We start from the raw sequence: 20692 nt of genomic DNA on the forward strand, positions 1-20692 counted from the left end.
TCCTCCTAAATTCGATGCATTATATTGAAGATATCTTCATGCTGAAGCTTGATTTCGACGCCAATTTCGGTGCCGATCAGCTGCAGCTCCTCTACAATTACCTCAAAGCTTTTGGTAGCCCCGGTAAGTTCGACGATCATCATCATGTTGAAATAGTCCTGAACAATGGTTTGCGAAATGTCCAGAATATTCAAGTTGTGTTCAGCAAGATAGGTACATACTTTGGCGATAATCCCAACCTTGTCTTTCCCCAATACCGTTATGATCCCCTTCAATCGAAACAGCCTCCCTTTATATGTCAGTGTTCTTCCGCCACTGGGGGACGGAAATGACCATTTCAATCATTATGGCAAATGATGTTACAAGCTTCAACCAAAGGTTTTTTGTCAGGTTGATCAACTTTTTAATCCTTACACGTTCTTTACAAAGGATATTAATTGACAACGCATTAAAAATATGATGAACTGGAGTTTTGACAGGTTCAAAAATTGGGAATAGCATGATGTGAAATGTCCGTATTTAAAGGAGTTGCTATGACAACACGTAAATATAAAGACCTGGTTGAGCAGAGAACCAGACAGACCTTGGAGGAATGGTCAAAACTGCCTTCAGTGGAAGAAAAGGATATCCATCGCTTCCTGCATAACCTGAAAGGAACTGCCGGAACGGTAGGACTCAAAGAGATTGAGGAGTTGGCAGAGCAAACGCTACCCTTGTTCGGAGATGATAGCCGAAGAGAGTGGTCGCCAGATGAATGGGGACGTCATTTGTACCCGCTGCTAACCTTGCTTAATGACAAAGCCGCTTCTACTATAAAACCCTTGGGTTTGTCTGATGGAAATAAGACAGAGGACGCCCGCCCGCAGAACGAGATCCTAATTATTGATGATGATGTGCAGCTTGTAGCTTACCTGAAAGAGTCGCTAGAAAGGAATCCGTACTATGTCAGCATTGCATTGTCTGCGGAACGGGGCCTGAAGATCTTTTACGAGAGCAAACCGGACATGATCCTTCTCGATATTATGCTGCCGGATCAGAGCGGGATTGAAGTGCTGAATCAAATTATCGGTAAGGCCAAAAAAGAACGGATTCCGATTATTATGATCAGTGCGGAGCACTCCAAGGAGGTACAGATGCATGCCTATTCCCTTGGGGTCATGGATTTTATCAAGAAGCCGGTGGATATTGATATTTTCCTGACTCTGATCCAAAATCGCTTTGAACTGAAGAGAGAATGGCAGGAGTCGATCATTGTTGATGAGCTGACAGGTGCTTTTAACCGCAAGCATTTCAACCAGACGATGAAGCAGCTACTGTCGGATTACAGACGCACAAACCGGGTATTCTCGCTCGTGCTTATAGATCTTGATCATTTCAAGGCGATTAATGATACATATGGACATTTGGCAGGGGATGAGGTTCTACATTCATTCACAGAATTTGTACAGGCTTCCATCCGGTTGGAGGATGTGTTCTGCCGCTACGGTGGGGAGGAATTTGCTCTTTTCCTGCCCAATACGGATGCCTCTTCCGCTAAGCTGGTGGTCGAGCGGATTCAGAGGCGTTTTTCGGCAAAAGAGTTCCGTACTAAGAAGCATGTCTTTAATGTGACCTTCTCCAGTGGTGTTACGGAAGTTAAAGCTGGGGAAGAGCAGCACGCCGTAAAGCTGGTGGAAGAGGCCGATAAGGCGCTTTATGCCAGCAAGCATGGGGGCAGAAATCAGACAACAGTATACACTCATCAATTGCTCGCCACTAAATTTGATTCTGTGCTTAATGTGATCATCATAGATGACGATGCGTTGGTACGCCGAATTGTGACCAGCGAATTTGCCGACTGGAAGCCCTCCAACATGGCCAAGGTCAATATCAGCAGTTATGCCAGCGGTCCCGAGTTTTTGCAATCAGACTGGTATAGCAGTGAAGAGAAGTACGTTGTGCTGCTGGATGGCATTATGCCTGAGCTGGATGGAATTGAGGTGCTGGAACGCATTCGTGGAAACTATCCGCAGGAGAATATTGTCGTGATTATGCTGACCGGGCGAAATAATCAGGCGGATATTGTTCATGCATTGCAGATGGGTGCCGATGATTATGTAATAAAGCCGTTTGATATGAATGAACTGATGCTGCGTATTGAGCGTCTGGCTTTCCGATTCCTGTTCTAGGCAGGTAGCAAGCGATGACAACGAAGAAGCTAAACAAATGGAGGTTAGGATGCAGAAAGTACTAGTGGTAGACGACGAAGAAGTATTGCGCATGCTGATTACGGACACGTTGGAGGATCTGGAGGATGTGGAGATCTTTACGGCGGAGAATGGTGAGGATGCGCTGGAGAAGCTGGACGCAGATACCTATGATCTGGTCATTCTGGATTATATGATGCCGAAGATGACGGGAATCGAAGTGCTTGGACAGGTGGATGATGAGAAGAAAAAGAATACCCCGTTTCTTATGCTGACCGCGAAGGCACAGGAGGTGGACCGCAACCGGGCGATTGAGGCGGGTGTGCGCTACTTCATGCCCAAGCCGTTCAGCCCGCTGGAGCTGTTGCAAGTCGTGGAGGGGATACTGAAGTGACCAAAGCGAACCGCTTCGGCAGCACCAGCTTGAAGAACCGATATTTTCGCATCATTGCGAGTGTCTTCGCACTGATCATCCTGTGTGGCATGGCCTTTTTCCTGTATATCAACCAAGAGCAGGAGAAGCTGAGTCACGACAGGGATACGCTGCACAAGAAGACCCAGACGATTAATCAGCTCTCGGATAATCTTAATGAGATCTTTCTTCGGGCCAGAGGATTTATTGCGCTGAAAAATGAAAATGAACTGATGCTGCTGAATCAAGCTCTTCATGATTTTGACGGTGTGTTGAAAGACTATTCCCAGCTTACATTGTCACCAGAAGAATCGAAGTATCGGGATGACCTGAAGGCTTTTTACACCGAGTACAAGTACACACTTCTGCCAAGAGCACTTAAACTGGCGGAAGAAGGAAATTATGAAGCGCTTAGGGCGACCTCGGGAGGGGGTACCACGGCTAAAGTCAATGAGTTTCTTGATTACACGAAAGGTTATCAACAGCGTGCGGACGCTTCATTGAATGAGCTGGCTAAGAACTCTATCCACAAGGCCAATGAGTTTACGGTGGTCGCTTTCCTGTTCAGCACGGGGATCTTGTTCCTCTTCACTCTGCTGGTATGGAGAATTCTCAGGAATCTCATTGTTCCCATCCTGAAGCTGGAAGAAGCAACTCATTCTCTGGCAGCCGGGGAACAAATTTTGCTCGGGACCCTGCATCAAAAGGATGAGATTGGACGTCTCTACAATGCATTCCTGGATATGGCTCATAGCATTCAGGATAAAGAAGAAGAACTGATGATGCAGAATGAAGAACTGCACGCCCAGCAGGATGAGCTTCATGATCAGCAGCATAGATTGCAGCGCTCGCTGAGTGAGATTGAAAGCATGATGAAGGCATTGGATCAATCGGCAGCCGTGGGCATCCTCTCTGCTAAAGGTGTCTTTACTTATGCCAATGACAATCTGAGCAGTTATACGGGCTACCGAAACTCTGAGATTATCGGCTTTACGTACAAGCTGTTCGAGATGCCGGATATGTTGGAGCATGACATGCAGCAAATGTACCGTAAGCTGAAGAGTGGCGGTGTATGGACCCATGAAATCGGGCTGCAAACGAAATCCGGTGCCACAACCTGGCTGAATCTGACGATTGTTCCTTACCTCAATAGTGAAGGCACAATCTACCAGTATATTCTGATTGCCAGCGATATTACTTCATTAAAAAGCGTACAGCAGGAGCTGGCACTTACGCTTAAAGCGACGGAACAGACGAAGGCTATGCTCGAGCTTAACAATCAGCTGAATCATGATATTTCCTATACGCTTAACAAAAATGAATTTACCGAAAAGTTCTTACATTTTATGAACCGGCTATATTCCTTTGATTCAAGCTTTTTCTTGCTTACCAAGGATTCAATCTATGCGGCCAAAGGTATTCCCCAGGACCGGATCGAGCGCTATGTGGAAAGCAGTTGCGGCGAAATGCTGCATCGCCTGCAAACAGAAAACTCCTATGTCATTAAACGACCGGCCACCCAGGCGGAACAGGGAATCGCACCGAATCAGATGTACTGCTATGATTTCTATACAAAAGTAGTTAATGCCGAGGATGAGATTCTCGCCGTCCTCTGTGGCAGCCGGATCGGCCTATCCTTCAGTGACGAAGAGCTGAATGAGGTCCAGGGTCTGATGAACCGGGTGTCACTGGCCATTGAGCGGCTATTTATGTATGAAGAAATCGAACATGCCCGTAAGCTGAACCAGGATATCGTCAACAATGTGAATGAAGGTATCCAGTTCGTGGATACCGAAGGTACGATGCTGCATGCTAATAAAGCATTGTGTCAAATGACCGATTACAGCACATGGACAGAAGGTGGCCATGAATCCAAAGAAGAGTGGATGGCCCATTTCATGCAGGCTGCCAACGAATCAAGCGACATCCGCGGTTTCTTCCAGAATGCATTGGGTGAAGAGGCGGCAGAATCAGCCAGCATGCGGTATTCGATCGGAACCGAGTCTGTGAAACATATTGATGTATATGCGATTCCGGTATTTCGTCGTGACGCGCGGATCGGTACCTTGTTCGTACACCGTGATATTACAAGGGAATATGAGCTGGATCTGATGAAATCCGAACTGGTCAGCACAGTCAGTCATGAACTGAGAACACCACTATCAAGCGTACTGGGGTTCACGGAGCTGCTGCTGGCCAGAACGATGAAGCCGGAGAAGCAGCTTAAATATCTGGAGACGATTCATAAGGAAGCGAAGCGTTTAACTGAGCTGATCAATGATTTCCTGGATCTGCAGCGCATGGAGTCTGGCAAGCAGCAATATGTGACGGAATCTGCGAACCTGAGTGAGATCGTGCTGGGCGTACTGGACCAATACAAGCTGGGTTCGCATAATGTGCTGCTGGTAGACGAAGCGTTTAATTCCGACGTGGAAGTAGACAGGGACAAAATCATTCAGGTGCTTACGAATTTGCTGAGCAACGCCATCAAGTTCTCGCCGGATAGCAATGAGGTGAACGTTCACCTGCACAATGAGGAAGACCGTATCGTAGTCAGAATCCAGGATCATGGTCTGGGGATTCCGAAGGATCAGATCGGACACTTATTCCAGAAATTCAGAAGAGTGGACAATAGCGCTTCGAAGCGAATTGGCGGAACAGGGCTTGGCCTCGCCATCTGCAAAGAGATTATCGACAAGCAGAAGGGCGAGATCGGCATCGAATCTGTCGAAGGCAAAGGAACTACGGTCTGGTTCAGTCTTCCGAACCTTTACTCCGAGCAAAAGCAATATGAAGAAGACGGGGGCAGATGGAATCCGGACAAAGAAGCCAAGCCCAATGTCATGATCGTGGAGGATGATTATAGCCTCTCGCTGCTGTTGTCGGAGGAACTGAAGGGTAAAGGCTTCCGGGTCACCCATCACTACCATCCGCAAAAAGCATTTGATCAGGCGCTGAAGACGCCATTCGTAGCCATCGTAATTGATCTGATGCTTGGTGACGAACTGGACGGTTGGGATCTTATCCGTATGCTCAAGGAAGATCAGCGAACCGAGACGATCCCGCTAGTGATATCCTCGGCCTTAGATAAATCGGATAAAAACGCACTTAATAACGTTATTCAAAAATACCTTACTAAGCCGTATCCGCCAGGAGAGCTGTCCCATACACTCGAAGAGATCGTGAAGATCAGACAGGCCAGCGGCGAAGTATTGTTCCCGGACAATAGCACGGAAAATGTAGAAGACAAGCCCTGATGAGGCTTGTTTTTTTAGAAACAAACGGGTACAGCTGTTGTTCGATGATTACAATAGATGATTGAGTGTAAGGCAATCTACAGTCTAATGGTGAGAAATAGCATTGCAATCTGACTAGAAAGTAATGGAGAGGCTTGTTTTTTAGGCGGGATGCGATTAGTTTATAGATAGCACATCAGAGTAAAACCTGGCTATCAATAGAGGTTAAAAAGGAGGCTAACAGCCGGTGATTTTTTATTTGATATCTGTACTCGTCATTCTTGTTGATCAAGTGTCAAAATGGCTGGTGCGCACTCATATGGAAGTAGGGGAGACGATCCCGTTCTGGGCCCATCTCCTGAAATTCACATTCTATGAAAACAGTGGCGCAGCGTTCAGCTCCTTTCAGGGCTTTGGTCGATATTTTGTCATTGTCGCAGTAGGTTTTGTCGTAGCTATCTTTTATTATCGCCGCAAAGGCGAGATTAGTGGCCATGTGCTGAACGCAGCTGCTGGATTCCTGGTCGGCGGGGCAATTGGCAATGCTATAGATCGTGTGATGTTCAACAAGGTAACGGATTTTTTAGTCTTCGGCGGTAGCAATGGCATCCTCAATATTGCGGATGTGGCCATCAATGCCGGGGTTGTACTGGTTCTTTGTTATATGATTGTAGGTCAGTTGAAGCGGATTATTTGAATCGAAAAGCAGTATAATATCATCAATAAGAGAAGTCACCTGGGCCGATTTTAGAATAAATCAGCGCGGGGCTTCTCTTTTTTGAACAGAGTTGACATTCAATCAACCTGTAACTATAATGATTACAGGTTAGTTATTTAAACATTATTCGGGAGGAATAGAGCATGAGTAAAGCGAATGAAGCGATATTGGTTACAGGTGCAAGTGGACAACTCGGGCAATTGGCCATTGAATGGCTGCTAGAGCACCATCAGGGCCCAATCATTGTCACAAGCCGTGATCCGCAGAAGTTATCTGGTCTTACGGAACGTGGAGTGATTGTCCGTCAGGCGGACTTTGACCAGCCGGAGACGCTGCCGGAAGCTTTTGCCGGTGCCAAACGCCTGCTGCTGATTAGCACTGATGCACTGGGTGTTCCCGGCCAGCGTGTGCAGCAGCATCTCAATGCTGTAGATGCAGCAGTCCAAGCGGGTATGGAGCATTTGGTATATACCTCACTACCTAGCCCAGAACCGGGTACAGCTTGCCTGCTTGCAGGAGATCATTATGCTACGGAAGAGAAGATCAAGAGTAGCGGCTTGTCTTACACCATTCTCCGCAATAACCTTTATACTCATAGTCTGATTCCTGCGCTGCAGCAAGCGGTAGCGTCCGGGCAATACACCGCTGCTACCGGTGACGGTGCGACTGCCTATGTTACACGCGAAGACTGTGCCCATGCTGCGGCAGCGGCACTCATAGCTGCTGTTTCGGGGAACCAGACGCTGGATGTGTCAGGGCCGGAAGCATTGACTGGCAAGGATATCGCTGCAATCGCCAGCGACTTCACCGGCAGAGCTATTGAATTCGTTCCACTGACAACGGAAGAACTGGTAGGCATCTATGAAACTGCCGGATTGCCGAATGGTGCGGCGCAGGTCTTTGCTTCGTTCCAGACTGCTTCTTCTAAAGGTGAATATGGACAAGTCACAACGACTGTGAAGGATTTTACAGGGCAAGCACCGGTTGGCTTGAAGGCAGTACTAGCAGCGAACAAGAGTGCTTTTGCCAGTGCTGAATAATTAACTTGTCCTAACAGATAGGTGACATTAATATAATTATCACGAACAAGGGTAGGCCTCGGCCTATCCTTGTTTATATTTTCGGAGTGTTAACGGATAGATCACTTTATCAATTTATCTAATACAACTTATTACTTATTGTAATGAAGTGAGGGAAAACGGAGTGATTTACTGTGATTTCAATCGTTTTTTAGCGATTAATAGCCAATATTGCATGATTATACAAAAAATAGCGGAAATACGGTTCATTGCCCGTTTCCATTTATTGTGTTAGCCTGAATCCATGATGTGAGGATATGAGGCTGCATCAGCCCTATTGTACGGAGCAAGATTTCTTGTTTAGGAGAGGTGGATATTGTTGCAATTACAAGTCACTAACAGTCCGTTTACCCCGGAGCAGGCAGAGCTTCTTAACCGTCTGCTACCAACCTTGACGCCTTCGCAGCAGATATGGCTAAGCGGCTACTTGTCCGCTCTCCAGACAGCGGTACCGGCAACTGTGGTTTTGTCATCCACGCCTGTTCTGGCTGAAGAAAGTGCTACCCCGGTCAGTCAGCCGTCTATTTCCCGAGAGGTGACAGTATTGTTCGGCTCCCAGACGGGGAATTGCCAGCGACTAGCCGGTAGTCTATCCCGCAAGCTGGAGGAGCAAGGATTCCAGGTCACGCAGTCTTCCATGAACAGCTTCAAGGCGAATGGATTGAAGAAAGTGGAGAATTTGCTGATTCTGGTCAGTACGCATGGCGAAGGAGACCCGCCGGACAATGCCCGTGCGTTTCATGAATTCCTCTACAGCAAGAGAGCACCGGGACTTGAGCATCTGCGCTTCTCTGTCCTGGCTTTGGGCGATACTTCCTACGAATTCTTCTGCCAGACTGGTAAAGACTTCGACCAGCGTCTGGAGGAACTTGGCGGACAACGCCTGTACCCGCGCGTAGATTGCGATTTGGATTATGATGAACCGGTGGCGGAATGGATCGGGGGTGTACTGCAATCCTTTCAAGAACGCCTTAATCCCTCAGCCATCGCTACGGAGGCCGTAAAGGTAGCTGACAAAGCACCGGGGCAAGAGACATCGCAATATTCACGCAGCAATCCTTTTCAAGCTGAAATACTTGAGAATATTAATCTGAACGGACGCGGCTCAGATCGTGAAACACGGCATCTGGAGCTATCGCTTGCCGGATCTAATCTGCAGTTCGAACCAGGAGATTCCCTTGGTGTCTACCCTGAGAATCATCCACAGCTGATTGACGAGATTATCACAGCATTCGGCTGGAATCCGGAAGAGAAGGTTCCTTTCAATAAGAAGGGCGACGAAGGTTCTTTACTAGATGCGCTCAAATATCATTATGAGATTACGGTGCTGACCAAGCCGCTGCTGGAGCAGGCAGTACAGTTCTCCACCGGTAGTCAGCTTCAGGAACTGCTGTTGCCAGAGCGCCAGCAGGAGCTGAAAGAATATATCCATGGCCGTGACCTGTTGGATTTGGTACAAGACTTTGGGCCTTGGCAGGCACCAGCCCGCAGTCTTGTACCGATTCTGCGCAAGCTGCCAGCCCGTCTGTATTCCATAGCAAGCAGCTATAATGCGAATCCAGACGAGGTTCATTTCACCGTCCGTGCAGTACGTTATCAGACCCATGGCCGGGACCGGTACGGCGTATGCTCTGTACATTGCGCAGAACGGGTGCAACCAGGCGATACTTTGCCGGTTTATATCCAAAGCAACCCCAACTTCAAGCTGCCAGCTAGTGGCGACGCCCCGATCATCATGATTGGACCAGGTACGGGCGTAGCGCCGTTCCGTTCGTTTCTGGAGGAGCGTGAAGAGCTTGGTGCTGAAGGGAAATCGTGGCTGTTCTACGGAGATCGTCACTTTGTGACGGACTTCCTGTACCAGACTGACTGGCAGCGGATGCTGAAGGACGGTGTGCTGACGAAGCTGGACGTGGCATTTTCCCGTGATACAGAGGAGAAGGTATATGTTCAGCACCGGTTGCTGGAGAAGAGCCGTGAGCTATATCAATGGCTCCAAGAGGGTGCACATGTTTATGTGTGCGGTGACGAGAAGCATATGGCGCACGACGTCCATACTGCGCTAATCACAGTCATTCAGCAGGAGGGCGGACTTAGCCCCGAGGATGCTGGCGCTTATCTGGAGCAAATGCAGCAGGAACAACGCTATCAACGCGATGTGTATTGAGATATAGGGTCCGTGAGGGCACCGGGATGATCTGCGAGAGGAGATGACAGCATTGGCGAATAAAGTATCGGTAACGCCTATTGGCGGTCCGCCAAGCGATGTTGAGCATATAAAGAGTGAGAGTAATTATTTACGAGGCGCCTTGGTGGAGACCCTGCAGAATCCGATAACCGGAGGGTTGCCGGAGGATGACAACCGTCTGCTGAAGTTCCACGGCAGCTATATGCAGGATGACCGGGATCTGCGCAACGAACGGGAGCGCCAGAAGCTGGAGCCGGCCTACCAATTTATGTTGCGGGTCGTAGCTCCCGGCGGGGTGGCGACATCGGCCCAATGGCTGGAGATGGACAGACTGGCCCAGCTATACGGCAATGGCACCCTGCGTATTACGACGAGACAGGCTTTTCAAATGCATGGGGTGCTGAAATGGAATCTGAAAAAGACGATCAAAAGCATCAATGATTCGCTGATGACCACACTGGCGGCATGCGGCGACGTAAACCGTAATGTCATGAGCAACCCCAATCCATATCAGTCGGATGTACACGGTGAGGTCTATGAATGGGCAAGACGGATCAGCGATCATCTGTCCCCACGCACAAAGGCTTATCATGAGATCTGGCTGGACGGGGAAAAGGTAGTGGATAGTCTTGCTGACCAACGTGAGGTAGAACCGATCTATGGTCCAGTTTACTTGCCGCGTAAATTCAAGATTGGCCTGGCTGTGCCGCCTTCCAACGATGTGGATGTTTTCTCGCAAGATCTGGGATTCATCGCTATTATTGAAGATAACAAGTTGGTCGGTTTCAATGTCACTGTGGGGGGCGGGATGGGAATGACCCATGGCGATACCAGCACTTACCCGCAGCTAGGCCGGGTCATCGGTTTCTGTAAACCGGAGCAGATGATTGATGTCGCCGAGAAGACGGTGACGGTTCAGCGCGATTATGGCAACCGTTCTGTACGGAAGAACGCCCGCTTCAAGTACACCATCGACCGCCACGGTATCGAGTGGTTCACTGAAGAGCTGTATAACCGGCTGGGCTGGCAGCTCGAAGCAGCACGCGATTTTTATTTTGAGCATAACGGCGACCGTTACGGTTGGATCAAAGGCAGCAATGGCCGCTGGAACCTGACGCTCTATGTTCAGAGCGGACGGATTCATGATCAGGGAGGTTATGAGCTGATGACTGGCCTCCGGGAGATTGCCAAGATCCATACCGGCGATTTCCGGCTGACCCCGAACCAGAATCTGACTATAGCCAACATCACTACAGCGAAGAAGCGTAAAATTATGGAGTTGGCTCAGCAATACGGACTCACCGATGGTGCCCATCATTCGGCACTGCGGAGAAGCTCTCTGTCTTGTGTAGCCTTGCCGACATGTGGTCTGGCGATGGCCGAGGCCGAGCGTTATTTGCCGCTGCTGCTGGATAAGCTGGAACTGGTGATCGACGAGGCGGGTCTGCGTGACAAGGAAATCGTTATCCGGATGACGGGCTGCCCGAATGGCTGTGCGCGTCCTGCGCTGGGTGAGATTTCGTTCATCGGTAAATCACCGGGCAAATACAATATGTACTTGGGCGCAGGCTTCACCGGCGACCGGCTGAACAAGCTCTATCGGGAAAATATCGGCGAGGATGAGATTCTTTCACTGCTCACGCCGATGCTTCACCGTTATGCCAAAGAACGTCATTCGGGCGAGCACTTTGGCGACTTTGTGATCCGTACCGGATATGTCAAGGCGGTAACATCAGGGCTTAATTTTCACACCGTATAAAAGAAAAATAGAATAGAATTTGGAATTAACAAAGCTCCGGACATTGTGACGGAGCTTTGTTTTTATGAGCGCATTTATTTTGAAAAACAAGAATTCAGAGGATTAATCGGGTTAACGCTTCTTGTGCCGAGGCGTAATTTGGATAGAGCTTTAACGCTTCTTCAAAAGCTTCTGCAGCCAGTTTGGGCTTCGCCAATTGTTCCAGACATCTGCCTTTGTAATACCAGGCGTGAAAGCTTCCGGAACCTTTTAAGGTCAAGTGAGCGATGTTGCCTTCTCCTATGAAAATGCAATGCTCGAACAGTTCTAAGGCTGACGAATATTCATTGCTCTGGAATAAGGCGATTCCTTTATAAAAATACAAATTGATATAATCAGGGTACAGCTGGATGACTTTATCAATGCCCGTTGGAATATTCTCAAGACTATCTACAGCAATAAGGCAAGAGTATTTTAGATTGTACAACAGGGAAGGGGGTAATTTACCGTTCTCCAAAAAGCGAGCAATGGACAAATTCACAAAATCATAGGCTTGTTCGTATTGACCGGTTCGATAATATTCACTGGCTAGATGGTATTCCGTCCATGGATTGCTGTTCTCGGCATTGAATTCTTGAAGTAGAAGCTTCAGATTGCGCTCGTTTTTTTGCTTCGCTGTAACATAGGACTGAAGGTAGCCATAGTGGTAGATGATCAGACCCTCAATTTGCTCGATGCTCCGGAGTGCTTTTTCATCGATTAGTATTTCTTCGACATTTAACGTCTCATGAATTGGGTACAGAAAACGTAGTCCAATTCCGTTGCGAAACAGCCGGGTATGCGCGATATGAAATGTCTCATTCGGGTCGGGAGTTTCCCCAATATAATTCACCAGACGAACGTTGAACAACGGTTCGTTTCCTGCTGTCAAGCGTTCTTTCCAATTTCCAGCGGCAGATACATCCAGTACCTCGTCAGCATCCATCCATAGAATCCAATCACTGGTCGCTTGTTCCAGACTATAATTACGAGCTTCTGCAAAATGATTATTCCATTCAAAGCTATAGACTTGAGCTCCGGCTGACTGGCAGAGCTGTATTGTCTGGTCTGTCGAGCCTGTATCGACGACAATCATTTCATCCACAAACGGCCTCGCGCTTGCCAGGCAGTGTTCGATGTTCTTCTCTTCATTTTTAACAATCATACAAAGCGATACGGTGGTCATTTTAAGCATCTCCTTTGAGGGGTATATGGAGAATAGAGCTACTATAATTTCTATACCCTGGATGCTTAAATATGAGCTTTTTTCAAATTAACTACGCTGCACACAAAACAGAGCTGGTCCGCGGATCTTGTTAGATCTTTGGACCAGCTCTATTGTTAATGGATCATTAAAGATCCAAATATTATGAATGTATCAGCTGATTGTGACACCTGCTCTAGCATATCCACCAATGGTGTTCAGCAGGCTTAGACCTGAAGCTGTTGCGGAGAAGACCAAGAGCAGGCTTTCTTGGGCTGAAACAGCTATGGATAGACCAGATGAGACTCCGTTAATAATTTGACCAACAGGGATAATTCCTGTGAGTGCGGGAGCCAAAATAACACTCGCTCCAGCGAGCGGCGTAAAGGTATTGTTAGGAGTAGCTGATCTGTATAATTGTGCTGTAATTGTAATCGTTGAGCCGACCAGTGAAAGTCCAGACGTTGTGCTAAAGAAAGCGGCGATGCTCGTAATTGTTCCGGGCCGAGGGCATTGAAACGCAAAGTTTAGTAGGGTGCCTGAAGAGCCGGTCAAATCGATGGTCCCACCTGAAGCGCTGACACCAGTTACAGAGCTGCCAAATCCTACAAGGCTTGTTGTTCCGATTAATCCACCAACAATAGTAGTCATAGTGATTGGTACACCTGATGCGTACGGAATGATCGCCCCGGGGCCGGTAGCACCAGTGGTGCCCGTGGCGCCGGTGGTGCCCGTGGCGCCAGTGGTGCCTGTGGCGCCAGTCGTGCCTGTGGCGCCGGTGGTGCCTGTGGCGCCAGTCGTGCCTGTGGCACCAGTGGTGCCCGTGGCGCCGGTGGTGCCCGTGGCGCCAGTCGTGCCTGTGGCGCCAGTCGTGCCTGTGGCGCCGGTGGTGCCTGTGGCGCCAGTCGTGCCTGTGGCGCCAGTGTTGCCCGTGGCGCCAGTCGTACCTGTGGCGCCGGTGTTGCCCGTGGCGCCAGTAGTGCCCGTAGCGCCAGTCGTACCTGTGGCGCCGGTGTTGCCCGTGGCGCCAGTCGTACCTGTGGCGCCGGTGTTGCCCGTGGCGCCAGTAGTGCCCGTGGCGCCAGTCGTACCTGTGGCGCCAGTCGTACCTATGGCGCCAGTGGTGCCCGTGGCGCCAGTCGTGCCCGTGGCGCCAGTGGTGCCTGTGGCGCCGGTCGTACCCGTGGCGCCAGTCGTACCTGTGGCGCCGGTCGTACCCGTGGCGCCAGTCGTACCTGTGGCGCCGGTGGTACCCGTAGCGCCAGTCGTACCTGTGGCGCCGGTGTTGCCCGTGGCGCCAGTAGTGCCTGTGGCGCCAGTAGTGCCCGTGGCGCCGGTGGTGCCTGTGACGCCGGTGGTACCCGTAGCGCCAGTCGTACCTGTGGCGCCAGTCGTACCTGTGGCGCCGGTGTTGCCCGTGGCGCCAGTAGTGCCTGTGGCGCCAGTCGTGCCTGTGGCGCCAGTAGTGCCTGTGGCGCCAGTCGTACCTGTGGTACCCGTGGCGCCGGTGTTGCCCGTGGCGCCGGTGTTGCCCGTGGCGCCGGTGTTGCCCGTGGCGCCAGTCGTACCTGTGGCGCCAGTCGTACCTGTGACGCCAGTCGTACCCGTGGCGCCAGTGGTGCCTGTGGCGCCAGTCGTACCTGTGGCGCCGGTGGTACCCGTGGCGCCAGTGTTGCCCGTGGCGCCAGTCGTGCCTGTGGCGCCAGTCGTACCTGTGGCGCCAGTCGTACCCGTGGCGCCAGTGTTGCCCGTGGCGCCAGTCGTACCTGTGGCGCCGGTGTTGCCCGTGGCGCCGGTAGTGCCCGTGGCGCCGGTAGTGCCCGTGGCGCCGGTGTTGCCCGTGGCGCCGGTATCTCCTGTCGCGCCAGTCGCCCCAGTTGGCCCGGTAGCCCCGGTAGCCCCGGTAGCCCCGGTAGCCCCGGTAGCCCCGGTAGCCCCGGTAGCCCCAGTATCTCCCGTAGCCCCTGTGTCTCCTGTCGCGCCAGTCGCCCCGGTAGCCCCGGTATCTCCAGTAGCCCCAGTGCCTCCAGTAGCCCCAGTGGGTCCACCAGCTGGCCCCGTAGGACCGGTTGGTCCAGTTGGCCCAACTAATGAAGGGGCTGCTAAGATGCATTTCATTTTAAACACAAGGAGTATTTCTTTCTTAATAATTTCCTGCATCGTATTTTGAACACTTTCATTAATAGCGATCAGATCACTTATAGAAGGGGGATTAGTCAACCCTGGTAGGGTTCCAACGGCATATTGAATTTTTTCCGCTTCGGCATTAATGAGATGACCTAATCCTAATTCTTCAATAGCTATTGATGACAATAATAGGTTAAGCGCTTCATCTCTCGTGATGAGAACGGTAGGCGTGATGTTGGGAATATCTTCTAGAGGCAAGAGAAACATCCCTTTACTTTTGGATTTTAATATCCTATGTGCTAATCCAAAGAAAGTTCCACGAACACTCGTACGATCTAGTTATTCCATGTTTTAAATAAAAGTTGTTCTAAATGTAATCATAAAAAATTTGGATTTCTTCCGTTTTTCTTTCATAATATAAGGGGAGTACTATTAAACCATACGAACAGCCATTATGATCAGTAATGGGTCCTGTACAAAAAAAGAGGCGAATATATGATTATCATCAAAACAATGGAAGAAATCGAGAAGATGCGGGCTGCCGGCAAGATTCTTGCCGAATGCCATCGGCAGATTGCGCAAATTATTAAGCCCGGTATTACTACCTGGGAGATTGATGAGTTTGCAGAGAAGTTCATCCTGTCCCAAGGGGCAACGCCTGAACAAAAAGGCTACCATGGTTATCCTTATGCAACCTGTGCATCGGTCAACGATGTGATTTGCCACGGTTTTCCTAGGAAAGAGCCTTTGAAGGAAGGCGACATTGTGACCATCGATATGGTGGTGAACCTGAACGGCTGGCTGGCTGACTCAGCCTGGTCTTACGGCGTGGGAACCATCAGCGATGAAGCACAGAAGCTACTGGATACCACGAAGGAATCGTTGTTCCGCGGCATTGAGCAGGCGGTGGCTGGTAATCGGATCGGGGATGTAGCACATGCTATCCAGACTTTTGCTGAATCCAGCGGCTATTCGGTAGTACGCGATTTTATCGGACATGGTATTGGCTCAGATATGCACGAAGCGCCTGAGGTACCGCATTACGGACCAGCAGGGAAGGGACCTCGTCTGAAAGAAGGTATGGTATTTACCATTGAACCTATGCTGAATACCGGAAGCTATCGTACGAAAGTGGATGCAGACGGTTGGACAGCCCGCACTATTGACGGTGGTTTGTCTGCTCAATACGAGCATACCCTGGCGATTACGCCACAAGGGACGATTATCCTCACAGAACTATAATGCACTAACCATACAATACCCCCGGCTCGCCTCACTTTATAGTGAAGAGCATCCGGGGGTATTGATGGTTATTAATCGGTTATATTGCTCGTATAATACTCAATAATATCTTTACGGCGGATGATCCCAATGAATAAATCTGCTTCGTCAGTCACGGGAACGAAGTTCTGATCCGCCGCCAGGGTCAGCATATCCTCCATCTGGGCCCTCACAAAGACACTCTCATTACGCACATGCTTCTGAATATCGCTGATTGGCACCTCACGCATGGTCTCAAACGTCAGTCCGGGCGTTCGTTTCAACTTCCACAACAGGTCGCCCTCCGATAGAGTTCCTACGTACTTCCCCTCGGCGTCAATAATTGGGATCGCTGTGTAATGATGCTGTTCCAATTGCTCCATGGCTTCCAGCATGGACATTGAGGTGGTAATATAAGCAACCTGGTCTTTAGGCAACAAAAAAGAGGATATTTCCATCGGTGTGAACTCTCCTTTACTGTGGATTGATTGGCAGTGTCTCTTTAATTAAAACATATTTATGTATGTAAGCGCATTGATAAATTGATTAAAACTGGATATAGCCCGAAATTCCTGAAAATAGAAACCCTTGGAAACGTCTGGTTCTTTAGGATTTTCCAAGGGTTTTTTAGCTAGTTTCCACTGTATTAACCGTTGCTGAATGCGAATTTTCAGTAAGTTATTTTTTACCCTGCCAGTGCTGAGGGTATTTGACAACCGGATGTTTAACCTTTTGCAATTTGGAGATGAATTCTGGACCCACATTCAGATTGCTCTCCACCAGTTGAGTGGGCGTAAGAGCCATCCATTGATTCAGCGATACATCCTCGAAGCGGTCGCTCTTGAACATCTCCAGAAACCACAAACTCTCCGTACCGGTATTCTGGATGTAATGTCCGAAAGCAAAGGGCACATAGCCAACGTCCCCGGCTCTGTAATCAAACGTCCTCGCTGCTCCGTTGCCTGCGAATACCGTCATCCGGCCTTGCCCAGTGAGATAATATTGCCACTCGTCATTATTGGGATGCCAGTGCAACTCCCGCATGCCGCCCGGCTCTATCTCCACCAGTGCAGCAGCTACAGTCTTGGAGATCGGGAAGTTAGTGGAATCAACGATGCGCACACTGCCGCCAGAGGTTTTGAGCGGAGGCTGGGCGAGTAACTCATGCTTGAAGGACAGCGGTATGGAGCCGTACGGGGACTCTACCGCCTGGCTGCTGACCGGTCCCGGTACAGAATCCTGATAGATGTACACCTGTTCGTCAGGAATGGACTGGAAGTCACTTTCCGGTACACCGAAGTTGGCGGATAATACCTCTTTGGGGGTATGGGCGAACCAATCGGAGATGGATAGGGTGTTCAGATCCGAGAAGCTGCCATCATCGAAAACGAGCAGGAACTCGCAGCCTTCTTCAAGACCTTGAATGGAGTGGGGAATGCCTGGCGGGAAGTACCAAAGATCCCCAGGACCGACGTCCGCAATAAAATTTCTTCCGTTCTGGTCGACCGCTGTAATCCGGGCCCTGCCCAGCAGCATGTAGGACCATTCCGCCTGCTGATGCCAATGCAACTCCCGGACACCCCCAGGGGTCAGGCTCATGTTCACTCCGGCTAGCGTGGTGGCGATGGGCAGCTCTCTAACGGTCACCTCCCGGGACCAGCCGCCATGGTTTAACTGCATGTGAGTGTCGGAAAAAGAAAACCGCAGATTTGGAACTAGTCCGTTATCCGTAACCGGGGGGACGAACATATCTGGATTCTGCCGATCCCGCAAAATATCACGGGGCCCATTGTCCACATTTCCGGCTCCGTCACTGCGGATCGGTTGTGGAATATGGGCAGATTTGGAGGGATGCTGATTCATGAACTCATCTTCCTCTCTTTATATCTTCATACTGCAATAGCTTTGATATTGAGTCGAACGGAGTGGCATACAAGAGATTTTTATGAGAATATGCTGCCAAATATACGGTTTTTGGCAAACAAAAACACCCCCAGAGGAAATTCTCAGGGGGTGGAGATTTCAGTACGAGAGGAATCATAAGCCGGGTTGTGCCTTGAATCTCCCTTTGACAATTTCTGCTTTTAACTGGGTGTTTTCCTTCGGGTTTTGGGAGCCCTTCTTTTTTTCGTAGTCTGCTTTTGAAGTAGGAATAAGGTTCAGGGGGACCGATTTAACTTTCAAAAAAGCAGGAACAGAGGTGAGACCAAGGAATTGTTTTGCCTTCGCCACTATTTTTGACCAGGGACTAACTTTGCTAAGTAGATAACCTGTACCTGTGCTTATACCAGAAATTGTACCAGGGCTTGAGGTCAGGATAGATGGGCTAAATGAGGTGTGTTTCACCTTCCCTTCAGCGGTGTTTTTTGTGAATTCAGAGGCTTCATTGGTTACCTCCTTGTCCGCATGAACAAGGAGAGGGACAACAACGGCTGCAACCAGCAGGGCGGCTAGGGCAAGGGGTTTGATTTTCAAGCGATAACTCATATATGAATACTCCTTAAAGTGATCTTTGATGTTCGGTGGGATGCTACAGTTATTAATTTAACGAATAACTATGGCACAAAGGTGGAGCAATTATGGAAAGATAATGGCAGGTGACAAAATATCCGCGGATAAAAAGGAATGTACATTGATTTATCTTCACGGTGATTTGCATGTTCAAGACGACGGGGATGAAAGGGGAGAATATCTATGATTTCTCAGGGAGATTAAACGATGAACCCTAGGTCAGAGAAAATAAAACAACAACCAGCAGGCTTCCAAAAGGAAGCTTGCTGGTTGTTGGGCGTCCGGTCATTCAGTAGAGTGTGCGGATAGCCAGTCTTGATTAATGGTGCAGTTAAAGCGTGGAATGTATTTAGGGTTAATCTTGAGCCGCTTTAAGCTCGGTAATTTTTGTTTTATATTGCTCCAGAAGTTCGGCAAGGGAAGACTTGATTGCAGCAGTATCTTTAGAAGTTACAGCATCATTCAATTTAAGCTGGGCTGAAAAGAAGGCATTAGTAGCTGTGGTTGCATCATTTAATTGATAAGCTTCTGCATTAGCGATAACTGCACTCGTTATTCCGCTTGCTTTTTCGTCAAGTTTTACGGGACTGACGGCAATTGCCTCACCTGGTTTTGCATTCTCAATTAATTTCTGTAGCTCGGCACTGCTAAAACTTTTGGAAAAAGTCAGCGTGTTCTTTTCTTCGGAATTAGGTAATTTATCAGCCTTAACTCCCTCGATGGAATTAAGCTTACTTCCCTCAACCTTCGAGGCCTCACCTGGTTTTGCATTCTCGATAGCTTTTTGCAATTGGTCAGGATCTACGTCAACAGCAACCAAAGTCGCTATTCCATCGGTTGTAGAAGTCTGCGAAAGAAGCTTATTGTAATTGGCTAGCGTTTTTTCCCAATCTTTCACGGTATCGGGCGAGTATTTTTTTGCCAGATCCACTGGATTAGCCGTTGTAAAGGCTGCAACGGAGGATTTTACTTCTTTCAAGGTGGCTGTTCCGTTTTTAACAGCGTTTTCCTTAGCGTCGCTGTCGGCATTTGCGACAATCGGTGCGGAGATGGCAGTGAGCAGTAGTGCGGACAGGGCAACATTTCTGAATTTGAGACTGTAGTTCATTTCGTAACACTCCTTGTGGTTTGGTTTGTCTTACAGTTATCAATTTACAGGAGGAGTGTGGCACAATATTGGTTGAATTGTGGAAAAACAATGGCAACGCCCTTATGCTATATCTAGCTTTGGTATACTTACTAAAGAGAAAAGACACAGGAGGACCACTTCATGAATAACAACTATCTCATCGCGGTAGTCGACGATGACGAGAATATCCGGACTTTAATAGAGGCATATCTGCACAAGGAAAATTATCGAACAGTTGGCCTCGCGAGCGCTGAGGATGCCTGGACATTATATAGAACAAGTCCACCGAGTATGTGGGTAATGGACATCATGCTTCCTGGTATGGATGGTTATGAATTATGCAGGCGCATCCGCAATGAGGGAGAGGTTCCTATTATTATGATTTCAGCGAAGGATAATGAAGTGGATAAAATCCTCGGTCTTGAACTAGGCAGCGACGATTATCTCGTCAAGCCCTTTAGTCCGCGTGAACTGGTCGCTCGAATCAAGCGGCAGCTGGAGCGCTGGGTCCGGATCACAAATGCAGAAGAACGGGCAGCCCTTAATGAAACAGCGTCAGCGTCTTCCCGAATCGACATCGGCGAGCTCAGGCTGCTACTAGAAGAGAGACGGGCAATATGGCATGGCGAAGAAGTGGATCTTACTAGCAAGGAGTTTGCTATGCTTAAAGTATTGGCAGAACATCCGAACCGGGCATTCACGAGGGACGAGCTATTGACGTTCGTCTGGGGAGACGATTACTTCGGCTCCGATCGTGCAGTCGATCATCTAATTAAGCGGATGCGTAAAAAAATAGAGGAATTACCGGTAGAGTCCGTATGGGGACACGGATATCGTATGCGTACAGACAGGAGTGAGACTTGAG

16 protein-coding genes are annotated in these 20692 nt (G+C 49.2%); 9 read left to right on the top strand and 7 right to left on the bottom strand.

Going from position 1 to position 20692, the window contains the following annotated elements; translation table 11 throughout:
- Positions 1-5: 5 nt before the first annotated feature.
- Positions 6-275 carry an ACT domain-containing protein gene (locus ACFVRY_RS05545; protein WP_175373564.1) on the bottom strand — a complete coding sequence of 90 codons (270 nt, stop codon included), beginning with the start codon at positions 273-275 and terminating at the stop codon, positions 6-8.
- Positions 276-533: 258 nt separating this feature from the next.
- Here ACFVRY_RS05545 and ACFVRY_RS05550 point away from each other — a divergent pair, with 258 nt between their 5' ends.
- From ACFVRY_RS05550 to cysI, 7 genes are all read left to right on the top strand, one after another.
- Complete coding sequence (locus ACFVRY_RS05550; RefSeq protein ID WP_387498145.1) at positions 534-2168, top strand: diguanylate cyclase; 1635 nt, start codon at positions 534-536, stop codon at positions 2166-2168.
- A gap of 49 nt (positions 2169-2217) precedes the next feature.
- A complete protein-coding gene (locus tag ACFVRY_RS05555; RefSeq protein ID WP_387498147.1) occupies positions 2218-2580 on the top strand; it encodes a response regulator in 363 nt (120 codons plus the stop codon).
- Entirely contained in the window at positions 2577-5855 is a 3279-nt protein-coding gene (locus tag ACFVRY_RS05560) for an ATP-binding protein (protein WP_387498149.1), read from the top strand. Before ACFVRY_RS05555 ends, ACFVRY_RS05560 begins: the two co-directional genes overlap by 4 nt.
- Before the next feature lie 226 nt (positions 5856-6081).
- Positions 6082-6531 carry a signal peptidase II gene (lspA, locus tag ACFVRY_RS05565; protein WP_387498151.1) on the top strand — a complete coding sequence of 150 codons (450 nt, stop codon included), beginning with the start codon at positions 6082-6084 and terminating at the stop codon, positions 6529-6531.
- A 164-nt stretch (positions 6532-6695) separates the two neighbouring features.
- Entirely contained in the window at positions 6696-7592 is an 897-nt protein-coding gene (locus ACFVRY_RS05570) for an SDR family oxidoreductase (RefSeq protein ID WP_387498153.1), read from the top strand.
- A gap of 358 nt (positions 7593-7950) precedes the next feature.
- Complete coding sequence (locus ACFVRY_RS05575) at positions 7951-9798, top strand: assimilatory sulfite reductase (NADPH) flavoprotein subunit (RefSeq protein WP_387498795.1); 1848 nt, start codon at positions 7951-7953, stop codon at positions 9796-9798.
- 52 nt (positions 9799-9850) lie between these two features.
- Entirely contained in the window at positions 9851-11578 is a 1728-nt protein-coding gene (gene cysI / locus ACFVRY_RS05580) for an assimilatory sulfite reductase (NADPH) hemoprotein subunit (RefSeq protein ID WP_387498155.1), read from the top strand.
- A 94-nt stretch (positions 11579-11672) separates the two neighbouring features.
- Here the strand turns inward: cysI and ACFVRY_RS05585 are convergent, their stop codons facing one another.
- Both ACFVRY_RS05585 and ACFVRY_RS05590 read right to left on the bottom strand, forming a co-directional pair.
- Entirely contained in the window at positions 11673-12782 is a 1110-nt protein-coding gene (locus ACFVRY_RS05585; RefSeq protein ID WP_387498157.1) for a glycosyltransferase, read from the bottom strand.
- A gap of 192 nt (positions 12783-12974) precedes the next feature.
- Positions 12975-15194: an exosporium glycoprotein BclB-related protein gene (locus ACFVRY_RS05590; protein ID WP_387498159.1), complete on the bottom strand. Its 2220-nt coding sequence runs from the start codon at positions 15192-15194 to the stop codon at positions 12975-12977.
- 228 nt (positions 15195-15422) lie between these two features.
- Here ACFVRY_RS05590 and map point away from each other — a divergent pair, with 228 nt between their 5' ends.
- Positions 15423-16169: a type I methionyl aminopeptidase gene (gene map, locus ACFVRY_RS05595; protein WP_387498161.1), complete on the top strand. Its 747-nt coding sequence runs from the start codon at positions 15423-15425 to the stop codon at positions 16167-16169.
- A gap of 71 nt (positions 16170-16240) precedes the next feature.
- Here the strand turns inward: map and ACFVRY_RS05600 are convergent, their stop codons facing one another.
- The 4 genes from ACFVRY_RS05600 to ACFVRY_RS05615 all read right to left on the bottom strand — a co-directional run bounded on the left by ACFVRY_RS05600 (position 16241) and on the right by ACFVRY_RS05615 (position 19806).
- Entirely contained in the window at positions 16241-16645 is a 405-nt protein-coding gene (locus ACFVRY_RS05600; RefSeq protein ID WP_387498163.1) for a CBS domain-containing protein, read from the bottom strand.
- Between the two features lie 220 nt (positions 16646-16865).
- Positions 16866-18050 carry an oxalate decarboxylase family bicupin gene (locus tag ACFVRY_RS05605; protein WP_387498165.1) on the bottom strand — a complete coding sequence of 395 codons (1185 nt, stop codon included), beginning with the start codon at positions 18048-18050 and terminating at the stop codon, positions 16866-16868.
- Positions 18051-18224: 174 nt separating this feature from the next.
- The gene (locus tag ACFVRY_RS05610; RefSeq protein ID WP_387498167.1) at positions 18225-18674 is read right to left on the bottom strand and encodes a hypothetical protein; all 450 of its coding nucleotides are present in this window, start codon (positions 18672-18674) and stop codon (positions 18225-18227) included.
- A gap of 379 nt (positions 18675-19053) precedes the next feature.
- Complete coding sequence (locus ACFVRY_RS05615) at positions 19054-19806, bottom strand: hypothetical protein (protein ID WP_387498169.1); 753 nt, start codon at positions 19804-19806, stop codon at positions 19054-19056.
- A gap of 162 nt (positions 19807-19968) precedes the next feature.
- On the opposite strand from ACFVRY_RS05615, the gene ACFVRY_RS05620 reads away from it, so the two are divergent.
- Complete coding sequence (locus tag ACFVRY_RS05620) at positions 19969-20691, top strand: response regulator transcription factor (RefSeq protein WP_387498171.1); 723 nt, start codon at positions 19969-19971, stop codon at positions 20689-20691.
- The last annotated feature ends 1 nt before the right edge of the window (position 20692 follow it).

The organism is Paenibacillus sp. NPDC057934, assembly GCF_042887565.1.
Classification (GTDB): domain Bacteria; phylum Bacillota; class Bacilli; order Paenibacillales; family Paenibacillaceae; genus Paenibacillus_AQ.

Excerpts from the sequence above, each read along its gene's own strand:
- ACFVRY_RS05550 (WP_387498145.1), top strand. The coding sequence starts at position 534 with ATGACAACACGTAAATATAAAGACCTGGTTGAGCAGAGAACCAGACAG.
- ACFVRY_RS05555 (WP_387498147.1), top strand. The coding sequence starts at position 2,218 with ATGCAGAAAGTACTAGTGGTAGACGACGAAGAAGTATTGCGCATGCTG.
- ACFVRY_RS05570 (WP_387498153.1), top strand. The coding sequence starts at position 6,696 with ATGAGTAAAGCGAATGAAGCGATATTGGTTACAGGTGCAAGTGGACAA.
- ACFVRY_RS05585 (WP_387498157.1), bottom strand. The coding sequence starts at position 12,782 with ATGACCACCGTATCGCTTTGTATGATTGTTAAAAATGAAGAGAAGAAC.
- ACFVRY_RS05590 (WP_387498159.1), bottom strand. The coding sequence starts at position 15,194 with ATGTTTCTCTTGCCTCTAGAAGATATTCCCAACATCACGCCTACCGTT.
- map (WP_387498161.1), top strand. The coding sequence starts at position 15,423 with ATGATTATCATCAAAACAATGGAAGAAATCGAGAAGATGCGGGCTGCC.
- ACFVRY_RS05600 (WP_387498163.1), bottom strand. The coding sequence starts at position 16,645 with ATGGAAATATCCTCTTTTTTGTTGCCTAAAGACCAGGTTGCTTATATT.
- ACFVRY_RS05605 (WP_387498165.1), bottom strand. The coding sequence starts at position 18,050 with ATGAATCAGCATCCCTCCAAATCTGCCCATATTCCACAACCGATCCGC.
- ACFVRY_RS05610 (WP_387498167.1), bottom strand. The coding sequence starts at position 18,674 with ATGAGTTATCGCTTGAAAATCAAACCCCTTGCCCTAGCCGCCCTGCTG.
- ACFVRY_RS05615 (WP_387498169.1), bottom strand. The coding sequence starts at position 19,806 with ATGAACTACAGTCTCAAATTCAGAAATGTTGCCCTGTCCGCACTACTG.
- ACFVRY_RS05620 (WP_387498171.1), top strand. The coding sequence starts at position 19,969 with ATGAATAACAACTATCTCATCGCGGTAGTCGACGATGACGAGAATATC.